Below are 20,207 nucleotides of genomic sequence, written 5' to 3' on the forward strand. Positions count from 1 at the left end.
TCTTGGCAACATCAACACCGACTATCATCATCTTTGGGTTTATTGCCATTATCTTTTCAACTTGTGACTTAAGCATTTTTTACCGCCTCCTGGTTAAATATGATTTAGATTTGATACTTTAATCATATCAGGAGGCTTTTTCATTTTCAAAGTCCATTTTCATTTATTACAGGAATGCTCGTATAAATATTAGAATTTTAGCATAACATCTCCTATTCTATTTATAAACAATAATATATGTACATTATATGTACATTCTCATACATCGCTTAAATTTCTTCTATTATTACAGGCTTTCTTGTTTCAAGAGATTTTTTAGCCGCAAGGCCTATCAGAACAGGCTTTAAGCCGTCAATCCCGGTTACCTCCGGTTCTTTATCCTCAAGTATTACATCAATAAAAGATCTAATCTCCTCTATATATGATTCTTTATATCTTTCAACGAAGAAGTATTTTGGTTTTTCGCTGTAGACCCAATCTTCACTGCTTATTTCTATTGTGTTCGGTTTATCATTTCCTGCTGTTATGCACCCCTTGGAGCCAAACACTTCAACCCTTTGATCATAACCATATACAGCTTTTCTGCTATTATCTATTGCTCCGATAGCGCCATTCTTAAACTTTAAAGTAACCACTGCAGTGTCTACATCACCGTATTGTTTTATTGAAGAATCTATAAGAGTTTCACCTACTGCATATACTTCTGTAACCTCGCTTCCAGTCAGGTAACGCGCCATGTCAAAATCGTGGATTGTCATGTCAAGAAATAACCCGCCCGATACTTTGACATATTCCAGTGGAGGCGGTGCAGGATCTCTTGAAGTAATTCTCAATAAATGTATATCTCCAATTTTCCCATCTTTTACAAACTCCCGGACTCTCTTGAAATTGTGGTCAAACCTCCTGTTAAACCCTACTTGAAGCTTTACTTCAGCCTTCTCTACAGCATCTAATGCCTCCCTTATTCTTTCAACATCTAAGTCTATCGGTTTCTCACAAAATATATGTTTCCCTGCTTTTGCTGCTTCTATAATAAACTTTGAATGGGTGTCAGTAGATGAACAAATAAGGACAGCGTCTATTTCTTCGTCTTCAATAATTCTTCTGTAGTCTTTATATGCATTCTTTATGCCAAGACTATATGCCCATTTCTCAATATTATTGTTTATATAAATGTCGGCAATGGATTTTAATTCTACTTCCCTTATATTTGCTACTATGTTTTCTGCATGGAGCTTACCAATACGTCCGGCTCCAATAATACCTATTTTCAGTTTCTTTTCAAGGTTTTTAATTTTCAAGTAAATACACCTCAATCCAACTTTAAATTAAACTCTATTATTATTTTTTTCTCCTGTTTTTTTAAACACTTTTTTAATCTACAATATTTTTTTCAAGTGTAAGCAAATAACCAAGTCCGCCTTTTGCTGCAGTGTCAGGGTCGGGGTATGGAAGATATTCAAATGCAATATAACCTTTATATCCCATTTCTTTCAAAGCATTTATAATTCCTCTAAAGTTAATATGTCCCGTTCCGGGATATCTTCTGTTGCTATCGGCAAAATGGACATGTCCTACATAGTTGCCATATTTCTTTATACTTTCCTCTATGTCGGCTTCTTCAATGTTCATATGAAATGTATCAATTAGGATTTTAAGTTTGGAGCTATTTATGCTTTTTAGAAAATCAACCATTTCTTCTATTGTATTGTGAAAATTGACTTCGTACCGGTTTATAGTTTCAAGATATATTGGCACACTCTTATATTCTGCATAATCTATCAATTCCAATATATTTTCTCTATAAACGGATAAATGCTTATTATAGTTGTCAAAATTAATTTTACCTCTCATGGAACCAATAATAACTCCACTATTAAGTTTTTCTGCCAAATCAATATACCCTTTTAACCTTTCTACTGCCATCTCTCTTTTTTGCCAATCCAAATCCGTAAGTGAAAGTCCATCTATAACGTAGGACATACCCGTTCCTATAGTAGAAATAGTTATATTGTTTTTAGAACAATACTCATTGATTTTATCTACTTCAACTTCATCAGGCCATCGTATATGAATTTCTATAGCATCAAAACCATATTTTTTGCTTTTAATAATATTCGAACACAGCTCTCCTCTGAAAAGTATAGGCGATGTATTCGATGCGTTTATCGCAACTGTAGCGCTGTACTTTAATACAGAACCTGCCATTGTGTTCAACTCCATTATCTTATCTATAATGTTAAAGTTTCGTAAATACTCCCATTGGAGGCAATTCATATACTGATTTCCAGCCTTCACTGAAGGGCTCTTTCAGGAAAGGTTCCATCTCTTTTGCAGTACGTAATGTGGTCTTTTCCACAGGCGGTACAGTCCCGGCAGGAAAAGCTTCCAATATCTGGTCATTAATAAGAGTCAGGTATTTAAGTATTGCTGCAATAGGCCGTTTTGCTTTTTTAGCGGTGGCAAGGGAAGGTTTTCCGACAACTCCTTGAGGTGTTGCAGCACGTTCTATAGCTGCATGTCCTTCTCCCTCAGACCATCTGTGAGGCCTTCTGAAAGGCTCTACAGATTTGTCGAAATGCCCATCTGGCAGAAATGACTCCCCTTCTGCATCTTGTACCACGCTCATGTCTACCATATCTTTGAAAAGAAGCAATGCAACTGAGGTTTCTGCCTCATCAGCATGCACAAAATGTGTTTCCAGGCTGTCATCCCTTCCTGCGGGATAAAAAAATTCACGCACTGCTCTGTGCCAATCAAGCACCTGGAATATTCCTGGCAAATGGTATCTTTTCATAAATTCCTGTATTGCTGACTCAAGCATCCACAAATGACCATGGTTATTAACCATAATTATTTTCCTGAAACCATCGTTCCATAAGCCCAGCATTGTGTAAATCAATGTTTCTTTTACAACCTCTTCAGGCATTATGATTGTCCCTGGCATTCCAAGATGATGGTAAGGATGGCCGCCGTAGTTAAGTGGCGGAAAGGCAAGGCTCACTTCCCGTCCCTGTTTTGCAGTATATCTGCGTACACCTTCCAGTATCTGGGTAACCATGAATGTGTCAAGTCCGCTGTTTGCGTGCATGCCGTGGTTCTCTGTGCAACCTACCGGTACAAAAACAATGTCGTTTTTTCTTCTTTTTTCTATTACTTTATACCTGGGAGTATTCTGTATATACGTACCGGCTTTACCTAATTCAGACTCTGAAGGTATTTCATATTCCTTAAGTATTTCATCTATTTCTTCCTCAGGTGCATCCCATATTTGCTTTTTGAGCCGGCCTACTGTATTATCTTCAAAAATTATTGCAGGATTATCGGTAAGAAGCCATTTTTTATCTTTTTCACTCATTTAATTCTCCCCCTATATAAGTTAGTTAACTCTCCCAAATTAGTAATTTACTATCTTCTTTTCTTCTTTTATATTAGGCAGGTAATCTTGCACTCTTTTCTGTCTGTCCTCAAACTTATAATATTCTCAGGTACTTCATCCAAGGTTATTTTTTTGGTTATCATCGGTGTCATGTCCATACCATCACCCATACACTCAATTACCCTAAAAAAGGTGCCATGCCCCGAATGGCCCTGCGCTCCAATAATTCTTGCTCTCCTTACCTGCAATACTTCACCTGTAACCGGCATTTTTGCATCGGCTCTGGCAACTACAACCACTGTACTATTAACGGTTTTTCCCTCCCATATAGCCTTTTCTATTTGAGGATAAACAACAGTAGGAAGTCCGGTTGCTTCAAGGTAAAGATTTGCCCCCATGCCGTCAGTCAGTTCAAGAACCCTTTGCACAAAGTCTTCCTTTATTGGATTTATTACATAATCTGCCCCCAGTTTTTTCCCAAGTTCCGCTCTTTCAGGCTGGGGTTCCGAAAGTATTACCCTCGCTGCCCCATTTCTTTTTAAGATGGCACATGCTGCAATTCCAACAGGACCTCCGCCGCATATAACTACATTATCTCCCGGCCTTATCCCGCCTCCTCTTTCTATCACAGCATTATAGGCAACACTTGTAGGCTCTACCAGGCTCCCGGCCAAGAATATATCATCACCCTTGTATCTCTTTTTCAACGATTCAAGGTTCCAAAGAAGCTTGGCCGGCAGTACAATGTATTTCGCAAATGCGCCGTTTACATTAAAACCTATTTCATTAAGCCGTTCACAGTGATTTGGATAACCATCCGCACACGGTTTACATTCGCCACACCACATCATTTCTTCAGCACAGACAAATTCTCCACCCTTAAAAGGTTGATTTGTCCTTTTGTCAAAAGCTTTCTCGTCCGCTTTAACCACGACACCTGCCAGCTCATGGCCAAGAATACACGGGAAACCCGTTAATCCCGGATACAGGATGTAGCCCTCCTCATCGGGTTGCGCCATATGGACATCGCTTCCACATATTCCGCATGCTTTTACTTCGATTAAAACTTCCCCGGGACCAGGCTCCGGAATGGAATGCTCAACTATCTCGATGTGAGGATTTCTCCACACCTTGCTTCCAAGATAAGTTTGTTTCTTTTCGATATCCTTGGAACCAAGTTTAAAATCAGGTCTGGGTTCCCAATCTGCAAATAATGTAACACCTTTCATTGCTTTTGCCATTTCATACATACCCCCCTTAATATACCATTTATGTCTTAAACGTTTACGGTGATAAGTATAAACCAAATAATCTTTTTTGTTCTAGTGTTATTATAATAGTATCAAACGTTTGCAATTTTGTCAATCTATTTATAACTTCACAATTAAATCACAACTAACCTAATTTTGAAATGCACACTTGCACCTAAAATAATCATAGAATAGCCAAATTCACATTTAAAGGAGGTATGCTTGCTATTTATTCCGATTTTTTACTGTATCATAATATATCCTAAAATAAATTTAATTGCATTTTCTTATCTCCTCAAGCCTGTCCGCTATTCTTTGAGGTATTTCAATAAATAGCTCCTCCCAGGTTATAAAAATATTATCCGGAATAACATATTTTCTAAATCTCATTGCAGGTTTGAATTTAAACTTTTTAAGGTAATCTTCCACCATTCTATTAATATCTTCATTTGTTTCGTATATACCTTTAAAAATGCTTGTAACTATAAGCCCTGAATTGCCCGCACGTTCATATGTAGCAGTCCGCAAATCGGGTATCAGTTCGAAATACTCTGGCTTTGGGAAAAATGCATGTTTTCCCGGTTGGGAATAAACTCTCATATGTGTTTCATCTTCAATATTGCTTTTATCTTTCAATAATGCTTTTAAATAGCGCCCATGAAAACTTGCTTCTCCATCGACTAATTTCTCATTTTTATCAATATATATCCAAACATGTTCCAGCTCATATAAGTGCTGAATGTCATAATCCCAATATATGGCATATTCAATTGCGAAGTCTACCGAATCGGTATCAAACTCAATTTTCCTATTAAAGGATTTTGATTCTCCCGGCTTATCAAATATGGAATAGCCAACCTTAACCGGGAAAAAAGGCTCATTTTCATCAAAATAAATGTAAGGTGAATACTTTTTCACAATTTCTTTAGCACTATTCATTAATATCCCTCCTTCTCTTTGTTTTTATAATATTTTTGAGACTATCTTTCTTTAATATATAAAATATAAATGTTTAAAAGTCGATCTAAATGTCAAAAGTCTCTCATCTTCTTATACAAAAGATTGGCACTTTTAATAATATCTTCTTTGGTTTCCCTGCTACCAATCTCAAAAACTTTGAGGGGAGCTTTCTTTATAATTTCAATGTATTTATCATACTCATCTCCACTTGCGTATGGGCAGCAGTGATCTCTAAAATCAACCACATCATGGATGTGTATTCCAAAAAGCCTATCCATAAGATTATATGCTCCTTCCGGATTGTTCATAATACCAAGAGCATCTTGTATTATCGCATGCCCTATATCATACCAGAAATATACAGGAAGGTGTTTCAGAGTTTCAATTAAAAATCGGGCTTCACAAAAGTTGGGTATCTGATGACATCTAAAGCGGTTTTCAATACCCAAAATAATTGAGTAACCTTTTTTCTCCATATAGTTGCAAATCTCTTCGAGACTTTGGCGCGTAAGTTCTACATATTTATGACTTACAGAGTTCCTGTAGTTAATAAACTCATCTTTTATTCTTTCATATTCCGCAGTATTTCTTTTTCCCTGCTTATAAAGTTCCTTTAATATATCATCATAATTTACCGGCATTGGTATTTCACTTGTATGCAATACAACAGCGCCTGCACCAAATATATAAGCCATATCAACAGTTTTTGTTGTTATATTTATTGCCTCTTTCCTTTTTACAGGATCGGTATGGGCCAAAAAAACTGAATCCGTAGAAAAATCCGGGTTGTCTATCCTCGGAAATACATTATGTATACTTGCAATACTAATAGCCCCTTTTTCAACTATGGGAAGTATTTCAACTGCCATGTCCTGAGTAACTTTATAGTTTAACTCAATTCTATTAAAACCCAGATCAATTATTTCCTCAATCATTTCTTTTCCGCTTATATGTCTTGAAACATTCCACGAAGTAGAAAATGAAAAAGTATTACTCCAGTCGTTCATAATATATTCTCCTTGTAAATCTACCAATCCGGTTTTGACTATACATATACTTAAATAAACGTTTGCTATACCAAGCATAAATTAAAACATCTATTTCCGTTTCACTTGTTATATTATAATATCAAACGTTTACGGTTATGTCAACCACAACTCTGAACCATATAAAACTTAAATCCGGTTATACCTCTTGAACAAAAATTAAAAAGGTTATCCTTGTATTTAATTATAGGATAACCTTTCAATCATTTAAAGTAGGTACGTTTACTACTTATTCCTCTTTTTTACACACCTCTATCATGTAGCTAAAAACTCTCTTACTCAAACCAACAGCGTGGTAAAGCATCCTTTTCAAGTTCCAGTAACTCCTTTATAATGTTATCCGCATCACCAATGGAATTCACAAGGGGATCCGTGAGCATAGCCCTCCTTAATTTTTCAAAGCTGCATTCAGCGATAGCTTCAGCCGTAAGTTCATGTGTATCCAATACAAGTTCCTGCATGCCTCGTATACCTTTCGGCATATCCCCTACAGGGTGAGGTTTAATGCCTTCCATCGTCACATCGCAACATAGTTCAAGAAACGCATCATTGCTCATGTTCGTTACTGCACCGGTATTAAAAGTATTTATATAGAAAGGTTTATTTAATCTCCCCACCATGCTTTCAATAATGTCTGTGGCATGGTCAGGACCGAAAGTTTTCATATAATCCGAAATAGGGATCCTCCCATTAATAAAATCATCTACTTGCTTCCACATTTCTTCGTGGCGTTTGTATCTATCTTCAGTCTCCCATATGGACAGAGGTGGAACTTCTTCTTTTGTCTTCCCTAAGCCTTGCCAATACCTTACATATTCCTTTGTATGGGCAACACAGGTAGGTATATGGCCGAATATTTTATACAATTCATAACCTATTTTACTGTTATATAGTGCCTTTGCCCCCTTGTCTCCCCCGTCTGTTTCTCTTGCCGCTTCTCTCCTAAGGGATTCTGCTATCTCAGGAACAACATCTCTCCCGTCAAATTCCGCTTTTAGCAGCCAAGTAAAGTGGTTAACCCCTGCAATACGAAAATCAAACCTATGTGCTATTTCATCCGAATATTCTTCAGGTTGAGATATTATTCCGGCCCTTAATGCATAATTTCTTTTAACGTGCGGCATGTGTAACCCGTCACATAAAGCAAAGCTTTTCAACTTTGGAGCATATCTCCTCAAACCGATACCATGGACTGCCGTGGGGTTTATATAGTTTATTACCCAGGCATCAGGACAAAGAGACTCAATATCTCTTGCACATTCCAATATTACGGGGAACTCCCTCATAGCCCTGAAAATTCCTCCAGGCCCTATTGTGTCTCCGGAACACATCCTAATACCGTACTTCTCTGAGACAGCGCAATCAATACCTCTATACTTTACTGTGTCTTTCGCAAAACTTAATACTATAAAATCCGCACCTTTTAATACTTCTTTCCAGCAGGTTGAGCCTTCCACGGATAACCCTACATCATTAACATCAACCACCATTCGGGCAAGCTTCACCATTTTTCCAAGCCTCTTCTCGTCTATATCCACAAGTGCTAAAGTACCATTATTCAAATAAGGGGAATGTACCATTTGCCATATGGCCTGCCTCCCGAAAAACAAACTTCCTGCACCGATTATGACAACCTTTGGGTGTTTGATATCGTTGACATTATAAGCATTGTTAACATTAATATCATTATTATTACTCATACCCTTTACCTCCCGTAATAAATATTTATACTACTTCTGTGTCTGTAATGTTCAATCAAAAATACTTTCAAGTATATTATAAAAGTATATGCACAATGTTAAAATATCATTAGGTATCATAAAGATGTCAAAAAGTATGAGTGGAAAAAAATGCGCCCTGTACTACCTTGTACATTGAATTGATAAGATATTTCTGCTATTATTATTCTATAAGCATGATATAGTCTTACAAGCATGGTAGTATAAATAATAGAGGCGGTTTGCATGAAATATATTAATATATTAAATGAGCTGTCCGAGCATATTATTATAAGAATAAATTCCTGTAATAACGTTTACCACGATAGTGAATGGATAGAAAATAAAGCCCACGAGGATTATGATATCTGGTATATTAAAAACGGTAAAATTGCCGTAAATGTTGAAGGGAAAACACATTTAGCCTCTGCAGGTGATATAGTGTTCTTTTATCCCGGTATGCTCTATACAGCTTATACATATGATAGAAAATGCAGCTTTATATACACGCATTTTGATTTCGGCATCTATGACAATTTCAGGGTATTGGACAAATTCAACCTTGCCGGAATAATACCCGGCAATGCCGTAAGCGCTGAAGCCCGGATATTCGAAAAAGGGTTCCTTAACTATGAAAAGAATGTTTCCTCCTCGGCTATTATGTTGAAAGGGTGCTTTATTATATTACTTGCCAAAATATTTGAGTATTATAGCTTGGGTAATCATTCCAAAACCTTTTACCCTGAAAATGTTTGGCGGTTAAATAATACGGAAGGGCTTAATATGTTGCAGCAGGTATTCAATTATATTGCAGATAATATAAGCAAGCCTGTAAGGATAAGAAAACTTGCAGAAGTTGCAGGCATGTCCGAAAAATACTTTATAAATTACTTCAAAAGTATGCTTGGAATCTCTCCCGGCCGTTACATCAACCAGTTGAAAATGAACCGTGCAAGGGATTACCTTTACCAGCGGAAATATACGATAAAAGAAATCAGTAGCATGCTGGGCTATCCTGACCAGTATTCTTTTTCAAAGGCATTTAAGAAGCATTATAAAGTTCCTCCTTCGAAATTCGTGGATTAAGCTTCCTTAGTTGATGCATTAATACGGCCATATTTATAAGCTATACATCTTTCCCGCAGCACTTTTTATATTTTTTCCCGCTGCCGCATGGACATGGGTCATTTCTTCCTACTTTAGGTTCCGGCCTCCTATATGGTTGTTGTATATACTCTATTTCATCATCATTAAACTCTTCGTCATAGTCATCGTCATCTAAATAGTCGTAATCTTCTCTATCATACTCTTCATCTTCGTAATTTTCATCATCATAATTACTACCTCTTCTAAACCTTCCGGGCATTATTCTCATATACCTTTCCAGCCTTTTTCTGTATTTATACAGCATGCTCCTAAATCTGGCAGGGTTTAGTACATCATAAAAGAATTTTTCTTTTAATTTATATAGCTCGGGGTATTCCTTTTTTATCTTCAGAATATTACTTTTATATCTATCAATATCCGTAAGGATATCCATTTCAAAGGTAAATGCATTAAACTCACAATCCAGGCAATCTTCATTGCCACACCTTTCCATTTCGAATTCAAACATATCCGAAAAAATATTTTGGATTGATTTATCTTTTCGTAATTTTTCTAACTGCAGACGTAAAGCACTTTCTTTTTCCATATCAACCAGTCTTTTTTCAATTTTTTTATTGCCAGGATCCAGTTCATGAGCCGTGTTTATAAATGCAAGTGACTCTTCCAAGTATTCTTTTGTGTTTAATATACTTGAAATAATATTCAGGATCCATGCTATATTCTCCCTGTGTTCTTCATTGCGTACAACAAACTCTTTTATTTCCTCAAGGTGCTTTTTTAATTCATCAGGTTTTCTTTCTATTACATCAAGTTGCAATAGGTACAAGTAAAAAAACGGATTATCCCAATCCTTTCTTCTGCCTACTTCCAGTGCTTCCATAATGATTTTCCTTGCTTTATCATACTCATCAGCTGTCGTGTAGCATTCAATCAGACCAAGCCATAAGGCAATGTTATCTTCGTCAAGCTCCAAAGCTTTTTTATATTTATTTACTGCTTTCCTGTGCCAACCTCTACTTAAGTATGCATGGGCAAGCTTACCGGCGTAACTTGCATTTTCAGGCTCCTCTGAAACAAGGTCTTCAAAAATCTGAATGGCTTTTCCATAGTTTTCATTTTCTGCATATGCATCCCCCAGAAGGCTTTTTACAACTGTCAAATCAGGATATATTTTATTTACTCTCTCTAAAAGCTCAATTGCCATTTCGGCGTCTCCATCCTCCAATGCCTCTTTACTCTTGTTAAAATAAAGTTTTACCACATCAGGCATTGAATTTACGGAATCATATTCCTTACGGGTTTTTTCGTCAATGAGCACCTCATATGCTTCCCTTATATCCTTAAATTCTTCAGGGTACCTTTCAGGAGAGTACTTCCGAACAAGGGAAAAATATGCCTTCTTTATATCTAAAGAAGATGCATCTTCAGGAACATTCAGTATCTTGTAATAATCTTTTTTCACTAATAATCTTCCTCTCTTCTACCGGAAATCTTATATCGTGACTCTTATACCGTCAATTTTATACCTGTTTTATACCTGTGCATCCCCCACCTATAGAGGCGGGACAATTCTTGATACTTAATCCAAATGGTGTAATTACTTTCTTTGATTAAAAAAAGACCCAATATACATCAACGCTTGAGGGTTTGCCGCATCAAGCAAAAGCGCCTTTCCCCAAGCTTTCAGCGCTTTTTTTCGTTTTCCGGAAAGCATGTACAAAAGGCCGATATAATTAAGCATCATAACATTATCATTTATTTCGCTGTCTCTTTCATCGGTATTATTGTTCTTTAAAATAAATTTACGAATAAATCCTCGGCTTTTTTGAAGTTTCTTTTGCAAAACCTTTAGTGCCTTTTTATACTCCCTTTCCCCTATCAAAGCAGTAATGCTTGAAACGCAATCCTCAAGGGCTTTCTTTTCCTCTTTAACGCTTTTTATATATTCCGACGCAGGATTATCCTGATTATTTACATAAAGACTCACCATCCAGCAGTATTCCGCTGTCGGCAACTTTCCGAGCCTGTAATAACATAACCCTAACAAGTTCCAGGCATAAATGTTGTCTCCCTTTAGTGCTACCGCTATTGAAAGTGCCTCTACAGCAAGGGTTATTTCATTGTTCCTTGCCCTTTTCAGACCCATATTATAATAATAGAAAAAAAGTTTATCGACCATGCTCTTCCTCCGAAAGGGCATATAATATATCTGCCAGCTCATCTTTAAGTTCATCCAGAGTATCGGTATCTTCACCGGTTACAAGGCCTTCCTTGATTTTTCTTACAAGTGTTTCAATTTCCGGAGCTTCTATATCGGCCTCTCCATTTTCCAGCATTCTTTGCGCTTTGTTTACTATAGCCCTGTATTTTCTAGCATTTGGCGCATCCTTCCATCCACTTACATCAATTTCTTTTATCATCTCTACCCCGGTAGTTTCAACAGTTATTGATGCTTTTTGACCGGTACTCACTATCGTCCCGTCAACCTGCAATATCCCATTTACATCGTATGAAAAGGAAACATTTATTTTCTGCGAGAAAGCAGGACCCGGGGGTATGCCTTCAAGCATAAATTTACCGAGAAAGTTGTTTTTTGATGCCTTTGTATATTCGCCCTGGTATACTTTTATTTCAACTGCTTCTTGATCGTCATAAACAGTTCCGTATACCTTTTCTCTTGTCACAGGAATGGTGGTATTCCTTGGTATAATCACATCATATACATCGGGGATAGGTATTCCGCCGATGAAATCCAGAATAGATGTGCCAAGGGTGTATGGACATACATCCGTTATAATTATGTCGCTTTCAGCAGAAAGTTCCTCGCTTAAAATGCCTGCCTGGATAGAAGCACCTCTTACAACGGAAAGATCAGGATCAACAATAAAACTTGCTTCCTTCCCCATGATTCTTTCAATAAATTCTTTAACATAAGGGATTCTCGTTGAACCTCCAACCAGCAAGATAAGGTCAATATCCGATGCTTTTAATCCTGAATCCTTTAAAGCTATATTTATTTGTTCCTCGGTTGAATCAATTTTATCCTTGATTAAGCTTACAAAAATATCACGGGTAACTGTTTCTTCAAGGGCTACAGGCACATTATCGGCCAGTGCAAAGAAAGGAAGCTCTACTTTGTATTCATACCGGCTGCTTAAGTTTATTTTACAGTTTTCTGCTGCTTCCTTAAGCCTCATCATTGCTCTCGGGTCAGAAGAAACATCTACCTTGTATTTTGAATAAAACTTGTCAAGAAGGTAATCCATTATAGCTTTATCAAAATCTTTGCCGCCAAGTTTATTGTTACCGCTGCTTGCTTTGACATCAAGAACCCCTTCAAACATTTCCAGTACAGTTACGTCCAGTGTACCTCCCCCAAGGTCATAAACGAGAATATTTTTGCAATCCTTCATATGTTCAATTCCGTAATCTAAAGAAGCAGCAGTTGGTTCGTTTATTATTCTTTCTACCCTTAAACCTGCCAGTTTTCCTGCTTCAACCGTTGCCCTCCTTTGTACGTCTGAAAAGTACGCCGGTACAGTTATAACAGCTCTTTCGATTCTTTCTCCAAGGTGCTCACTGGCGCAGTTTACAAGGTACTTAAGTATAAATGCTGAAATTTGCTGAGGGGTATACTCTACACCTCCCATATATACCTTCTCATTGCTTCCCATGAGCCTTTTAACTTCAATAACTGTATCCTGCGGTTTGAGCAATAACTGTGCCCTTGCCTCCTTGCCCACAATAATACTTCCGTCATCTGAAATCCCTACCACTGAAGGGGTTATATATTCACCAAGATGATTTGGTATTATATATGGTTTTCCATCCTTCAATAAGGCAATTTCCGATGTGGAAGTTCCAAGGTCTATCCCAACAATTTTACTCATATGTTTCAATGTCTCCCTCTTTTATATTTTGTTCCTCTATACATTGATCTTCAATACATTGACCTTCAATACACTGTTCTTCAATACGCTGTTCTTCAATTACCGCCATATGCTTGTTTACAATAACTTCCGATTTCCTTAAAACCATTCCCTTATAAGTGTACCCGCTTTTTAAAACTTCCAGTACAATTCCTTCCCCAAGTTCAATATTTGATTTTACCCCCACAATATTATTCAGCAAGGGGTTAAACATGGTGTTTTCGTCATCTATACGAGTCATTCCGATGGAAAAAAGGACTTTATTGATAAGTCCCCACATTAAAGATACTTGCTGGTGCCATGATTCATTTTCCTCTTTCATGGAAAGCCTGTACAAATTTTCTACCTCGTCGAGTATTTCTATCAAACTTTTTATTATTGCAAGTTTTTCCCTTTCCGATGAATCAAGGCTTTTCTCCAGTTTCTTAATTGTCTCATCTTTCTCTTTTATTTCGTCAAAAACCAACATTATCTCTTCTAATTGTATATTTGCCTTGTCCTGCTCTTTGCTAATCCTGCCCAGTGTTGAATTGACCTCTCTGAAAACATTGACTAATTCACTTTGGGTATCTTTAAAGCTGCTATCTATATTGAAAAAATCAAATTTCTTAAGTTCTTCTTCAAAAGCTATCATAGTGCCACCTTTCCATGTGTAATACGTATGTTTATATATAACATGTATATTTATGTATATAATTCTACATTATAAAATGCTTTTTTAATATTTTAACAATATATAGAGTAAATAGCAATGCTTTTTAAAAAGTTTATATGAATCAAACTTGCAATGAATATAATAATACAATTGCAAAACGTAAATATAATATTTAATATAATATTTATAATATTTATAATTGAATAAAACTGAAAGACAATTTGGAGGGATTATTCTATGGAGCTTACTATTTCAAACCGTCCATTAATTGGGATAGTACCGGGATATTCATATGAAGGACAAAAATTATATATTGATGAAGGTTACGTTAATGCTATAAACACGGCAGGAGGCTTGGCCATACTTTTATCTTTAACCGAAGATGAAGGTTTAATGTTTGAATTTGTAAAAAGATGTGATGGGTTTTTAATTCCGGGAGGTCCGGACCTGGATGCCAAACATTATAATGAGAATAATATGGTTTTCAACGGTAAGATAGTGCCTATAAGGGATACCATGGAAATTTTTATTGTAAGAAAGGCTTTTGAAATGGGAAAGCCAATACTTGGAATATGCAGAGGAATTCAAGTTATAAATGTAGCCATGGGGGGTACCCTATATCAGGATATAAACTCTCAAATAAAAGATCGGAATATTTTAAAACATTCACAGGATGCACCTTCCTGGTATCCAATTCACGATATATTTATTGAAAAGGATACTATCATATATAATTCTTTTAAAACCGGTTGCATTAAAGTAAATTCCTATCATCATCAGTCTGTTAAGGATGTAGCTTCAGGGTTTAAAGCAACATCATACACTGCAGACGGAATTATTGAATCAATAGAATACAGGAAGGCTGAATTTGTTGTTGGAGTACAATGGCACCCTGAACTTATGTGGCAGAAAAACTCGATCTATTTAAATATATTTAAAGAGTTTATAATGGCCGCCAGAGTATAGCAGTCAGCTACCGGCAGTTTTGCTACAGGCTTCTGTTTAAGACACTAAGTCACTTTTTTATTGACATAGTAATATTTCAAAGCTATAATAAAGGTTGTAAAAAAGTCTGTAAAAGAAAACAGACTTTTAGTAGAACGGAAGGTTTGCAAAATAAAATAAAACGTAGGATGGTAGAACGGTTGGATGAATGCCGGATTGTATAATGGCTCACTTCTTATGAAATAATCCATTAACCGCTCTTAAAATCCTCCGTAGCTTCTCGTTGAAAATAAAAAATGCAGACAAAATGCAGACGTCGAAAGCACATGAATGCTTTTGATACTGTCACCAAATAAGAGAGGGGGAGAATTTTGTGAAATTTAAGTATTTTATTCATGTAACCAAAAGAATAATGACTGTTCTTCTGGTGCTGTCTTTAACATTAATTGCTGCATCCTGCACCCAGTCTATCGGTTCGAAGAATACGGAAACAATTAAATTAAGCCTGGCCCATTTTTTCCCGGGCACACACCCGGCAGAAACAGAGTTCGTACAAGGATGGATTAAAGAGGTTGAAAAGGCTACCGGAGGGAGGGTGATAATAACAAGCTATCCGGGTGAGACGCTCCTTAAAGCCGCAGATATATATAAGGGGGTCGTTGAGGGTGTTGCCGATATAGGGCTTTCATGTTTTTCATATACAAGGGGTCGATTTCCCGTACTTGAAGCCTTTGAGCTTCCCGGTATTATATACAAAAACTCTAAAGTAGCCAGCATGGTTGCCTGGGATGGAATAAAACAGCTTGATCCTGACGAAGTTAAAGATACAAAGCTTATGATGGTTATTGCCACAGGCCCGGGGGACCTTTTTACAAAAACTCCCGTAAGGAATCTGAATGACCTCCAGGGTATGGAAATAAGAGCTACGGGCTTAAGTGCAAAGACCATAGAAACTCTTGGTGGTATACCTGTAGGTATGGCACAGTCCGATGCTTATGAAGCTCTTCAAAAAGGTATAGTGAAAGGAAACCTATCCCCCATTGAGGTATTAAAGGGATGGAATCATGCTGATGTCACAAAGTATCTTACCATAACACCATTCCTTTACAATACACTGTTCTTTGTTACAATGAATCTTAACAAATGGAATTCTCTTCCTGGTGATATTCAAAAAGCAATCCTTGAGGTAAATGAAAAATTCCAGGAGGAAGTTGGAGCAGGCCTGTGGGATAAACAAAACGAAGCAGCCTTTAAATGGGCGGTTGAAGAAAAGGGTATGGAAGTAATTGAATTATCCGAAGAAGAAACGGCAAAGTGGATAGAAAAAGTAAAACCCATACAGGATGAATTTGAAAAAAAGATGAAAGATATGGGTATAGATAAAGACATATTGAAAGTTGTCAAAGACCTTTCCAAAAAATATAACGATAAATACTAAAGCGTTTTTATATCATTTATATATCATTGATAATATATTTGTAGGGGGAAGTGTTTTGGATAAATCCGGTTTTAGCGTAAAAAATTTTAGCGTAAAAAAAGTTGCTGCTCTTCTTAATGAAGTAGCATGCTGGGGGATTGTGTTGGTAATGGTCCTGGTAGTATTTAATATTATACTACGAGCAGTATTTAAAAGCCCCATCCTTGGTACCTATGAGTATACAAGTTTTCTCACTGCCCTTATTGTTGGATGTGGAATTGCATACTGTGCTGCAGTAAATGGCCACATTGCAATAGGATTTATTATAGAAAAGCTCGGCAAAAAGGCTCAAAGTATTATCGATATGGTCACGGGCACCATAGTATTTTGCTGTATGCTTTTTTTTACCTGGAGAATGTTTCTTTATGCCGGTAGGCTGGCAGCGAGTAATGAGGTGTCTCCAACAACGCAAACACCGTTTTATTTGTTTGTATATGTTATAGCTGCCGGTTTCGCAGTGCTTTCCCTTGTATTACTGGATAAAGCAAAACAGGCTATTAAGGAGGTGAGAAATCCTTGATTCCGGAACTTATTGGTTTATTAGGGTTGGTGGTTTTTGTTATCCTCCTTATCCTTCGTATTCCTATAGCCTATGTAATGTTGTTAACAGGAATTTTGGGATTCAGTATCCTTGTCTCGCCTTCGGCCGCTTTGAGCATGGCAACTACCGAAATATATAGTACGTTTTCATCATACTCATTGAGTGTTATTCCCATGTTCATATGGATGGGTTTTATTGCTTACTATTCCGGAGTGGGTTCCAACCTCTATAGCTTCACTTACAAGCTTGTTGGCCATAAGCCTGGTGGGCTGGCCATAGCAACACAAGCCGCATGTGCACTATTTGGTGCCATATGCGGTTCCAATACGGCTACTGCTGCTACAATAGGAGCTATTGCACTGCCGGAAATGAAAAAATATAAATACGATGACTCATTGTCTTCCGCCAGTGTAGCAGCAGGCGGAGCACTTGGCGTATTGATACCTCCCAGCGTTATATTTATTGTTTATGGTATATCCTCGGAGCAGTCAATAGGAAAACTGTTTATAGCAGGGATCATTCCTGGCATCCTCCTAACACTTTTATATATGATTGCCATATACATTATTACATCGAGGAATCCTTCTCTTGGACCGGCAGGTCCAAAAACGCATTGGAAAGAAATAATACCGGTATTGAAAAACGGAATTTTGGAAGTTATTATTACTTTCTGTATTTCCCTCGGAGGTCTTTTCGCAGGCTGGTTTACACCTACGGAAGCGGGAGCGGTAGGCGCTGCAAGCATACTTCTGATTACGATTTTAAGAAGGCGCTTGAGCTGGAAGAATTTCAGAAAATCACTTTTAGATACTACCCGCACCACATCCATGATTATGCTGATGGTAGCAGGAGCTGTTGTCTTTGGCCGTTTTATTGCCGTCAGCCGTCTTCCTTTTGCCCTAGCTAATTGGGCAGCCGGCATATCCCTACCACCTTTTGCGGTAATGGCAATTATTCTGCTTATATACTTTGTACTGGGGTGTTTCATCGATGCTCTTGCCCTTATCTTATTAACCATACCTATATTCTACCCGGTAGCTGTAAATGTTCTAGGTTACGATCCCATATGGTTTGGAGTGATAATTGTACTTGTGGTAGCTATGGGAGTAATAACCCCCCCGGTAGGTATGAACGTGTTTATAATTAAAGGAGTAGCCCCTGACATTCCAACCGAAACCATTTTCAAGGGAATATGGCCGTTCCTTATAGCGCTTTTTGTTTGCATGGGACTTTTAATAGCATTCCCACGGATAGTGACCTTTTTACCTAACTTGCTAATGTGATATACTATAAAGAATCCAGTATTTTCACCTTTTGATATAATTCATTCAAATTCCAGGAATCCCATGGCCTCCCAACACTTTTTGCTTATAGTATTGCTTATTGGAAGGCCTTTATCTTTCTGGAACTTTTGAACTGCATATTTCAGGTCATCATTATAAATACCTGAAACCCATCCTTTAAAATAACCAAGCTCCTTAAGTCTCTTCTGTATGGCCATTACATCAGCCCCCCTATCTCCAGGTTCAATAGTTCTGAAACCTGTACCAAATGGACCAAAAGGCCCATTTACTATAATAACAGGAGTACCGTGGGGAACTATATTATACAGTTCTCTTACATCCTTGTTATACAGGCGTATGCATCCATGACTTGCTGCATAACCTATTGAGCCTGGAATTGTAGTACCGTGGATACCGTATTTACCCCAGGGTACGTTTAACCCCATCCACCTTCCTCCAAAGCCTTCTCCCCAAGTGTCTTTGGTTATAATTTTCCAGTACCCGATTGGAGACGGGTAACCCGGTTTTCCTGTTGCTATTGGGTATTTTTTTATGCATTCCCCATCTTCCAGAAGGTAAAGGGTTTTATCCTCTATTTCAATAAAGATAACATATTCAGGCTTTTTAGCAGTACTGATTACAGAATTATACCATTTTTTCTCATAATTGTAATCTATTATTATTTGAATAATACTCAATGTAACAAGCACAAATAATAATATCCATATCACCTTTTTTCTTACCACAACAAAAAACACCTCCACATGCTACATTTTATTCATATGTGAAGGTATAAAGATATAGAATTGATTTTATCATTTATTGTTTTTTGGCAGTAGAAGTAAATAGGAAATAAAAATACATTACTATATTCCATATTAATTTTATTACAAATATTTACTTTTGTTAATAATTATGTTATAAAATGATTATGTTATAATAAGTATTGTAATATATGAGAAAAGGATAGTCGTGATTCATATGAAAAGGATATGTACTCTTATTATTTTTTTACTAATTCTATTGTTGCCTGCGTCCGTTTATGCGAATGGCGCTCCAAGTAAGTTGTCGCCGAAGCAATATGGGGTAATAGTTCCTTACCATGAATCAAATATTAATATATTAGGTGAAAACCTATATTTTAAAAACATAAGAAAAAAATTATTCGGGCGGAGTATATTTATGGACGTCTGCGTTGAATATAAAATTATTAATACTTCAGAAAATGCCATGAATGTAAAAATTGCTTTCCCCTGCGACGAAGTCAGTATTAGGGGTTACGCCAAAAGACTTGCCATAACCCAGGACAATATGGTTATCGATTATACTTATACAAGCGAAATTGATTACTATGAAGTTTTTAATGTTGACAGGGAGAAGTTTCACCATTTTTTATATAATGATAAAAAAGTGGATTTTTATGGTTACAGAAACCCCGTTCTTATATTATTCGATATATCGCTGGAAAGCAACAAAACATCAACGTTGAAGCTGGAATACGAACAATACAGCGGTTTTGACCGCAACACGCAATTTTTTGCATATTACTTGCAGCCTGCAAAGTATTGGAATGATTTTAAGAATTTGAGCATATACATCGAGCTTCCGGAAAACTATAGCTTTTATTCGAACTTTAACTTTGAAATCAAGGAGCCAAATAAATTCAATAAGTTGTATTACACACATTTTAACGAGCTTCCTGAAGATGACTTTTATTTTATAACCGAACGCACCCATATAAGCAAAAAAGTAATTATATCCCTTGTAATAGCTGCTATAATAGCTGTAGTTATTGCCATAACACTAATAATAATTATTAAATTCACCCGTAATGTGTCTTCTAAAAAGCATAAAAAACCTGATGCCTTGTAATCCCCTTTTCGCTGAAATGTATTCTTCTGATGAAGAAGCAGGAGT

Annotated in this window: 18 protein-coding genes; 6 read left to right on the top strand and 12 right to left on the bottom strand. The window is 36.9% G+C overall.

Going from position 1 to position 20,207, the window contains the following annotated elements; genetic code table 11:
* Positions 1-269: 269 nt before the first annotated feature.
* The 7 genes from iolG to HPY74_10675 all read right to left on the bottom strand — a co-directional run bounded on the left by iolG (position 270) and on the right by HPY74_10675 (position 8,335).
* On the bottom strand, positions 270-1,274 hold the full coding sequence (iolG, locus tag HPY74_10645; GenBank protein NSW91108.1) for an inositol 2-dehydrogenase: 1,005 nt from the start codon (positions 1,272-1,274) through the stop codon (positions 270-272).
* Positions 1,275-1,374: 100 nt separating this feature from the next.
* Positions 1,375-2,208, bottom strand: a complete 834-nt coding sequence (locus tag HPY74_10650) for a sugar phosphate isomerase/epimerase (GenBank protein NSW91109.1) — start codon at positions 2,206-2,208, stop codon at positions 1,375-1,377.
* Between the two features lie 31 nt (positions 2,209-2,239).
* Positions 2,240-3,358: a creatininase family protein gene (locus HPY74_10655; protein ID NSW91110.1), complete on the bottom strand. Its 1,119-nt coding sequence runs from the start codon at positions 3,356-3,358 to the stop codon at positions 2,240-2,242.
* Positions 3,359-3,426: 68 nt separating this feature from the next.
* A complete protein-coding gene (locus HPY74_10660) occupies positions 3,427-4,620 on the bottom strand; it encodes an alcohol dehydrogenase catalytic domain-containing protein (protein ID NSW91111.1) in 1,194 nt (397 codons plus the stop codon).
* 282 nt (positions 4,621-4,902) lie between these two features.
* Positions 4,903-5,568: a hypothetical protein gene (locus HPY74_10665; GenBank protein NSW91112.1), complete on the bottom strand. Its 666-nt coding sequence runs from the start codon at positions 5,566-5,568 to the stop codon at positions 4,903-4,905.
* Positions 5,569-5,660: 92 nt separating this feature from the next.
* On the bottom strand, positions 5,661-6,596 hold the full coding sequence (locus HPY74_10670) for a TIM barrel protein (GenBank protein NSW91113.1): 936 nt from the start codon (positions 6,594-6,596) through the stop codon (positions 5,661-5,663).
* Positions 6,597-6,910: 314 nt separating this feature from the next.
* A complete protein-coding gene (locus HPY74_10675) occupies positions 6,911-8,335 on the bottom strand; it encodes a glycoside hydrolase family 4 (protein NSW91114.1) in 1,425 nt (474 codons plus the stop codon).
* Between the two features lie 264 nt (positions 8,336-8,599).
* Between HPY74_10675 and HPY74_10680 the strand changes: the two genes are divergently transcribed.
* Positions 8,600-9,439 carry a helix-turn-helix transcriptional regulator gene (locus HPY74_10680; protein NSW91115.1) on the top strand — a complete coding sequence of 280 codons (840 nt, stop codon included), beginning with the start codon at positions 8,600-8,602 and terminating at the stop codon, positions 9,437-9,439.
* A 40-nt stretch (positions 9,440-9,479) separates the two neighbouring features.
* On the opposite strand, the gene HPY74_10685 is transcribed toward HPY74_10680, so the two are convergent.
* From HPY74_10685 to grpE, 4 genes are all read right to left on the bottom strand, one after another.
* A complete protein-coding gene (locus HPY74_10685) occupies positions 9,480-10,922 on the bottom strand; it encodes a tetratricopeptide repeat protein (protein ID NSW91116.1) in 1,443 nt (480 codons plus the stop codon).
* Positions 10,923-11,057: 135 nt separating this feature from the next.
* Positions 11,058-11,639, bottom strand: a complete 582-nt coding sequence (locus HPY74_10690; protein ID NSW91117.1) for a hypothetical protein — start codon at positions 11,637-11,639, stop codon at positions 11,058-11,060.
* Positions 11,629-13,350 (bottom strand): Hsp70 family protein, encoded by a 1,722-nt coding sequence (locus HPY74_10695; protein NSW91118.1) that lies wholly within the window; start codon positions 13,348-13,350, stop codon positions 11,629-11,631. The genes HPY74_10690 and HPY74_10695 overlap by 11 nt, the downstream gene beginning before the upstream one ends.
* On the bottom strand, positions 13,343-14,023 hold the full coding sequence (gene grpE / locus HPY74_10700) for a nucleotide exchange factor GrpE (protein ID NSW91119.1): 681 nt from the start codon (positions 14,021-14,023) through the stop codon (positions 13,343-13,345). The genes HPY74_10695 and grpE overlap by 8 nt, the downstream gene beginning before the upstream one ends.
* Positions 14,024-14,281: 258 nt before the next feature.
* Between grpE and HPY74_10705 the strand changes: the two genes are divergently transcribed.
* From HPY74_10705 to HPY74_10720, 4 genes are all read left to right on the top strand, one after another.
* Positions 14,282-15,010: a gamma-glutamyl-gamma-aminobutyrate hydrolase family protein gene (locus HPY74_10705; GenBank protein ID NSW91120.1), complete on the top strand. Its 729-nt coding sequence runs from the start codon at positions 14,282-14,284 to the stop codon at positions 15,008-15,010.
* A gap of 391 nt (positions 15,011-15,401) precedes the next feature.
* On the top strand, positions 15,402-16,427 hold the full coding sequence (locus tag HPY74_10710; protein NSW91121.1) for a TRAP transporter substrate-binding protein: 1,026 nt from the start codon (positions 15,402-15,404) through the stop codon (positions 16,425-16,427).
* Positions 16,428-16,482: 55 nt separating this feature from the next.
* The gene (locus HPY74_10715) at positions 16,483-16,986 is read left to right on the top strand and encodes a TRAP transporter small permease (GenBank protein ID NSW91122.1); all 504 of its coding nucleotides are present in this window, start codon (positions 16,483-16,485) and stop codon (positions 16,984-16,986) included.
* Positions 16,983-18,290, top strand: a complete 1,308-nt coding sequence (locus HPY74_10720; protein ID NSW91123.1) for a TRAP transporter large permease — start codon at positions 16,983-16,985, stop codon at positions 18,288-18,290. Before HPY74_10715 ends, HPY74_10720 begins: the two co-directional genes overlap by 4 nt.
* 41 nt (positions 18,291-18,331) lie before the next feature.
* Here the strand turns inward: HPY74_10720 and HPY74_10725 are convergent, their stop codons facing one another.
* Complete coding sequence (locus HPY74_10725) at positions 18,332-19,036, bottom strand: L,D-transpeptidase family protein (protein NSW91124.1); 705 nt, start codon at positions 19,034-19,036, stop codon at positions 18,332-18,334.
* A 436-nt stretch (positions 19,037-19,472) separates the two neighbouring features.
* On the opposite strand from HPY74_10725, the gene HPY74_10730 reads away from it, so the two are divergent.
* Positions 19,473-20,162 carry a hypothetical protein gene (locus tag HPY74_10730; protein NSW91125.1) on the top strand — a complete coding sequence of 230 codons (690 nt, stop codon included), beginning with the start codon at positions 19,473-19,475 and terminating at the stop codon, positions 20,160-20,162.
* The last annotated feature ends 45 nt before the right edge of the window (positions 20,163-20,207 follow it).

It is taken from the genome of Bacillota bacterium (assembly GCA_013314855.1).
Lineage (GTDB): Bacteria > Bacillota > Clostridia > Acetivibrionales > DUMC01 > Ch48.

What these genes read in the sequence shown, in the direction of transcription:
- HPY74_10650 (NSW91109.1), bottom strand. Translation starts at nt 2,208, where the DNA reads ATGGCAGGTTCTGTATTAAAGTACAGCGCTACAGTTGCGATAAACGCA.
- HPY74_10655 (NSW91110.1), bottom strand. Translation starts at nt 3,358, where the DNA reads ATGAGTGAAAAAGATAAAAAATGGCTTCTTACCGATAATCCTGCAATA.
- HPY74_10660 (NSW91111.1), bottom strand. Translation starts at nt 4,620, where the DNA reads ATGGCAAAAGCAATGAAAGGTGTTACATTATTTGCAGATTGGGAACCC.
- HPY74_10665 (NSW91112.1), bottom strand. Translation starts at nt 5,568, where the DNA reads ATGAATAGTGCTAAAGAAATTGTGAAAAAGTATTCACCTTACATTTAT.
- HPY74_10670 (NSW91113.1), bottom strand. Translation starts at nt 6,596, where the DNA reads ATGAACGACTGGAGTAATACTTTTTCATTTTCTACTTCGTGGAATGTT.
- HPY74_10675 (NSW91114.1), bottom strand. Translation starts at nt 8,335, where the DNA reads ATGAGTAATAATAATGATATTAATGTTAACAATGCTTATAATGTCAAC.
- HPY74_10680 (NSW91115.1), top strand. Translation starts at nt 8,600, where the DNA reads ATGAAATATATTAATATATTAAATGAGCTGTCCGAGCATATTATTATA.
- HPY74_10690 (NSW91117.1), bottom strand. Translation starts at nt 11,639, where the DNA reads ATGGTCGATAAACTTTTTTTCTATTATTATAATATGGGTCTGAAAAGG.
- HPY74_10695 (NSW91118.1), bottom strand. Translation starts at nt 13,350, where the DNA reads ATGAGTAAAATTGTTGGGATAGACCTTGGAACTTCCACATCGGAAATT.
- grpE (NSW91119.1), bottom strand. Translation starts at nt 14,023, where the DNA reads ATGATAGCTTTTGAAGAAGAACTTAAGAAATTTGATTTTTTCAATATA.
- HPY74_10705 (NSW91120.1), top strand. Translation starts at nt 14,282, where the DNA reads ATGGAGCTTACTATTTCAAACCGTCCATTAATTGGGATAGTACCGGGA.
- HPY74_10710 (NSW91121.1), top strand. Translation starts at nt 15,402, where the DNA reads ATGACTGTTCTTCTGGTGCTGTCTTTAACATTAATTGCTGCATCCTGC.
- HPY74_10730 (NSW91125.1), top strand. Translation starts at nt 19,473, where the DNA reads ATGGACGTCTGCGTTGAATATAAAATTATTAATACTTCAGAAAATGCC.